This is a genomic window from Caulobacter sp. B11 (assembly GCF_002737765.1).
Lineage (GTDB): Bacteria > Pseudomonadota > Alphaproteobacteria > Caulobacterales > Caulobacteraceae > Caulobacter.
In genome coordinates this window covers 1-5,208 of sequence record NZ_PEGG01000185.1, presented here as the reverse complement: position 1 = coordinate 5,208, position 5,208 = coordinate 1, and the positions used below count along the sequence as shown (strand labels likewise).

2 protein-coding genes and 3 pseudogenes are annotated in these 5,208 nt (G+C 68.4%); all 5 read left to right on the top strand.

Annotation, left to right across the window (positions count from 1 at the left end):
• Nucleotides 1-24 precede the first annotated feature (24 nt).
• Nucleotides 25-222 (top strand): annotated as a pseudogene (locus CSW58_RS08485) (hypothetical protein); the annotation flags it as partial.
• 489 nt (nt 223-711) lie between these two features.
• A pseudogene (locus CSW58_RS08480) lies at nt 712-1,901 on the top strand (AAA family ATPase); the annotation flags it as partial.
• 3 nt (nt 1,902-1,904) lie between these two features.
• A complete protein-coding gene (locus CSW58_RS08475) occupies nt 1,905-3,422 on the top strand; it encodes a CpaF family protein (RefSeq protein WP_099446999.1) in 1,518 nt (505 codons plus the stop codon).
• 3 nt (nt 3,423-3,425) lie between these two features.
• A complete protein-coding gene (locus tag CSW58_RS08470; protein WP_099446998.1) occupies nt 3,426-4,403 on the top strand; it encodes a type II secretion system F family protein in 978 nt (325 codons plus the stop codon).
• Between the two features lie 9 nt (nt 4,404-4,412).
• Nucleotides 4,413-5,208 (top strand): annotated as a pseudogene (locus tag CSW58_RS08465) (type II secretion system F family protein); the annotation flags it as partial.

The following is a 5,208-nucleotide window of genomic DNA, read 5'->3' as shown; positions in this document are numbered from 1 at the left end:
TTTCGGCGGTGCGGATCGTCGGCTATGACGCCGCCGCCGAGCCCGACGCCCCGCTCAAGGTGGGGTTCCTGCGCCACACGGCCCAGATCCCGCAATGCGGCCAGACCTGGGAAAATCTCACCGCCACCCGGGACAATACCCGTTCGCCAATTTCGGCTGGCCGTCACCGCCAACATGGCCGCCCAGGTCGCCAATCCCGAGGACCTGCTGCGGCCCCCGCGACCAAGCCCCCATCGACGCCGCGCGCGGCGCGACACCGTGTTCGGTAAGTATCGTCGCGGCGAGGTGACCTCGTCGGCCAAGGACGATCAGGCCACCGGCGCCATCTCCAAGGCGATCAAACTGATGGCCTCGCGCGGACCCCCGAACACGACCCCTTTGACCTGGGCTTCGACGCCAGCGACGATTTCACCGCGCCGGGCTCCGATCCCTGGCGCTCGGCGGCGCCGGGCCCTCGACGACCCGTTCGCCGATTTCCCGCCGGCCCGGCCAACCCCAGAAGCCCCGACCGCCTTCATCGACCTGCCGTCCCAACCTACCGGCGCCGCGCAGCGCCAGTCGCGCGCGCCAATCGCCGACACCCTGCTGGCTCCGGCCCCGGTCGCGCCGCCCGCTCCCGTCGCCCAGGCCGCTCACGCCGCCCCGCCACCGATGTCGACGCCTGAACTGATCTCCGAAGTGCTGGCCGGCGCCGGCGCGGAGATGGGCGAGACCGCTGTGCCGCGGATCACCATCCACGCCTACTGCGTGCGCCCCGAGACCATGGCCCTGGTCGAGCAGGCCGCGGCCGACCGGCGGATGGCGCGCGCCTCGACCACGGCCCGGCCCGGTGGGCTCGAGGCCGCCGTCGACTTCTACCAGAACCAGCCGACGCCCTCGCTGGTGTTGGTCGAGTGCCTGGAAGGCGCCCCGCGCCTGCTGGCCATGCTCGACGGCCTGGCCCAGGTCTGCGACCCCGGCACCAAGGTCGTGGTCATCGGCCAGACCAACGACATCGCCCTCTATCGCGAACTGATGCGGCGCGGGGTCAGCGAATACATCACCCAGCCCAGCGGCCCCCTGCAGATCATCCGCGCCGTCTCGGCCCTGTATGCCGACCCCTCGGCGCCCTTCGTCGGGCGCCAGGTGGCCTTTGTCGGGGCCAAGGGCGGGGTCGGCGCCTCGACCCTGGCCCACAATTTCGCCTGGTCCCTGGCCGAGCGGGTGCAGGCGGCGACGATCATGGTCGACCTGGACCTGCCGTTCGGCACCGCCGGGCTCGACTTCAACCAGGACCCCCTGCAGGGCGTTCTGGACGCCCTCAGCCAGCCCGACCGGCTGGACCCGGTGCTGATGGACCGCATGATGGTGCGCTGCGGCGACCGCCTGTCGCTGTTCGCCGCGCCCGCCAGCCTGGAGCAGGACTACGACATCGCCTCGGAGGCCTTCGAGGAGGTCACCCAGAAGATCCGCGGCGCGGCGCCCTTCGTCGTGCTGGACCTGCCCCACAGCTGGAGCGCCTGGACGCGCAAGGTCCTGATCAGCTCCGACGACCTGGTGGTGGTGGCGACCCCGATCTGGCCAGCCTGCGCAACGCCAAGAACATCATCGACCTGGTCCGTCAGGCGCGACCCAACGACATTCCGCCCCGGCTGGTGATCAACCAGGTCGGCGTGCCCGGCCGGCCCGAAATTCCGGTCAAGGACTTCGGCGAGGCCCTGGGCCTGACGCCGTCGCTCGTCCTGCCGTTCGACCCCAAACCCTTCGGTCAGGCGGCCAATAACGGCCAGATGGTCGCCGAGGTCGCGCCGAAGTCCAAGGCCGCCGAGGGCATAGACCACCTGGCGCGCCTCATCAGCCGCCGCGAGGCCCCGCCCGCCCAGAAGAGTTCGGTCTTCTCCAGCCTTTTCAAGAAGAAGTAGGACATGTTCGGCAAGCGCGACCAGGCCGCCGACAATGATCGCCACGCGCCGCCCCCGGCCGTGGCCGGCGCCGCGGCGATCGCCACGCGGCCGCAGCGCGTCGAGCCGGGCGCGGCCTCGGACCTCAGCCCTGCGCCCGCTCCGGCCCGGCCCGCCGCCAAGTCCGCCGCCCCCCGCGCCACCAACGGCCTGGAGCAGCTGCGCGCCGCCCAGGGCGCCCCGGCCACCGCCACGATCGTCCGTGAACAGAGCGACTACTATCACGCGACGAAGACCACGATCTTCAACGCCCTGCTCAACACCATCGATCTGTCGCAGCTGGCCTCGCTCGACATCAAGGCCGCCGCCGAGGAGATCCGCGACATCGTCGCCGAGCTGGTGGCGATCAAGAACGTCTCGATGTCGGTCATCGAGCAGGACCATCTGGTCCAGGACATCATCAATGACGTCCTCGGCTACGGCCCGCTCGAGCCCTTGCTGGCCCGCGACGACATCGCCGACATCATGGTCAACGGCGCCCACCGGGTGTTCATCGAAGTCGGCGGCAAGGTCCAGCTGACCAATGTGCGGTTCCGCGACAATCTGCAGCTGATGAACATCTGTCAGCGGATCGTCAGCCAGGTCGGCCGCCGCGTCGACGAAAGCTCGCCGATCTGCGACGCCCGCCTGCCCGACGGCAGCCGCGTCAACGTCATCGCCCCGCCCTTGGCTCTGGATGGTCCGACCCTGACCATCCGGAAGTTCAAGAAGGACAAGCTGACGATGAAGAACCTGGTCGAGTACGCCTCGATCAGCCCGGAAGGGGCCCGCGTCCTGGGTGTTATCGGCGCCTGCCGCTGCAACGTCGTCATTTCCGGAGGCACCGGCTCGGGCAAGACCACCCTGCTCAACACCATGACCGCCTTCATCGACCCGACCGAGCGGGTGGTGACTTGCGAGGACGCCGCCGAACTGCAGCTGCAGCAGCCGCACGTGGTGCGCCTGGAAACCCGGCCGCCCAACCTGGAGGGCCAGGGGGCGGTGACCATGCGGGACCTGGTCAAGAACTGCCTGCGGATGCGCCCCGAACGGATCATCGTCGGCGAGGTCCGCGGCCCCGAGGCGTTCGACCTGCTGCAGGCCATGAACACCGGCCACGACGGCTCGATGGGCACCCTGCACGCCAACAGCCCGCGCGAGGCGATCAGCCGGATCGAGAGCATGATCACCATGGGCGGCTACGGCCTGCCCTCCAAGACCATCAAGGAAATGATCGTCGGCTCTGTCGACGTGGTCATCCAGGCCGCCCGCCTGCGCGACGGCAGCCGTCGCATCACCCACATCACCGAGGTCGTCGGCCTGGAAGGCGACGTTATCGTCACCCAGGATCTGTTCGTCTACGAGATCACCGGCGAGGACGCCGACGGCAAGGTGCTCGGCAAGCACCGCTCGACCGGGATCGCCCGCCCCCGCTTCTGGGATCGGGCCCGATATTACGGCCTGGAGCGCGAGCTGGCCGAAGCCCTCGACGCGGCGGAATAGCCGATGCTGATCATTCTCGCCGGAATCCTGGGCTTCATCACCATCGCCGGCCTCGGCTTCGCCTTCACCAGCGGCGACGGCGGCCAGGCCAAGACCGTCAAGCGCGCCCAGCTGATCGTCGGCGGCGGCGAGCGCCAGGCCACGGTGCGGGCCAAGGCGGCGGCCAATACGCCGGAAGTGCGCCGCAAGCAGATCCTCAACACCCTGCGCGAGCAGGATCGTCGGCAGAAGAAAGCCTCGCTGAGCCTCGCCGCCAGATTGCGGGCGGCCGGCCTGGGCGAGAGCGTTCGAACCTTCTGGATCATCAGCGGCGCGATCGGCCTGACCATCGCCGCTATCCTGCTGGCCTTGGGCCAGATGCCGCTGATCGCCCTGGGCGGCGCCTTCGCGGCCGGCTTCGGCCTGCCGCGCTGGGTGGTCGGCTTCCTGGCCAAGGGCCGGACCAAGAAATTCACCGAGGCCTTTTCCGACGCCATCGACATCATCGTTCGCGGCATCAAGTCGGGCCTGCCCGTGCATGACTGCCTGAAGATCATCGGCAAGGAGTGCCCCGAGCCCCTGTCCGGCGAATTTCGCATCCTGACCGAGAATGTCGGCATGGGCATGCCGATCGATCAGGCCCTGGAACGGATGTACGAGCGCATGCCGACCAATGAGCTACGCTTCTTCGCGATCGTGCTGTCGATCCAGGCCAAGACCGGCGGCAACCTGGCCGAGGCCCTGGGCAACCTGTCGACCGTGCTGCGGGCCCGCAAGCTGATGGGCGAGAAGATCAAGGCCCTGTCGGCCGAAGCCATCGCCTCGGCCTTCATCATCGGTTGCCTGCCGCCGGGCGTGGTGGTGCTGATCACCGTCACCTCGCCGGCCTATATGCAGCCGCTGTTCACCGATCCGCGCGGCCACCTGATGCTGCTGGCCGGCGCGATCTGGATGAGTCTCGGCATCTTCGTGATGCGCAAGATGATCAATTTCAAGTTCTAGGGGGCGGCCATGATCGAGACGCTCACCAATCCCAGCAACCTGCTCAGCGCCTTCATCGCCATCGTGGTGTTCCTCACCATCGTCACCCTGGCCGCGCCGATGATGAGCACCTCCAGCCTAGAGGGCCGCCTGAAGTCCGTGGCCAACCGTCGCGAGGAACTGCGCCGTCGTTCGCGCGAGGCCATGGCCCAGAAGGGCGGCAGTCTTCGCCACGTCGAGGCCGGGGTCTATAAGAACGTCGTCGACCGGCTGCAGCTATCGCGGCTTCTGGAGGACCCCAAGGTGGTCGACAAGCTGGCCCAGGCCGGCTTCCGCGGGCCCAAGCCCGTCTCGACCTTCTATTTCTTTCGCTTCGTGCTGCCCTTCGCCTTCGCGGTGGTCACGGCCTTCTATCTGTACGTGATCAATGACTTCGGCCTGCAGCCGCTGCAAAAGCTGAGCGCCTGCGTGGTGGGCCTGACGATCGGCTATTACGCGCCCAACATCTATATCCAGAACGTCGCCCAGAAACGGCGCGAGTCGATCGTCGCCGCCTTCCCGGACTCGCTGGACCTCCTGCTGATCTGCGTCGAGAGCGGCATGTCGATCGAGGCGGCCATCCAGAAGGTCGGCGCCGAGGTCGGGGCCTCCTCGATCGAACTGGCCGAGGAGATGAGCCTGCTGTCAGCCGAGCTCTCCTACCTGCCCGAACGCCGGCTGGCCTATGAGGTCTGGCCCGCCGCACCGCCCACCCCGGCATCAAGTCAGTGACCACGGCCATGATCCAGGCCGAGCGCTATGGCACGCCCCTGGGCAGCGCCCTGCG

Excerpts from the sequence above, each read along its gene's own strand:
- CSW58_RS08475 (WP_099446999.1), top strand. The coding sequence starts at position 1,905 with ATGTTCGGCAAGCGCGACCAGGCCGCCGACAATGATCGCCACGCGCCG.
- CSW58_RS08470 (WP_099446998.1), top strand. The coding sequence starts at position 3,426 with ATGCTGATCATTCTCGCCGGAATCCTGGGCTTCATCACCATCGCCGGC.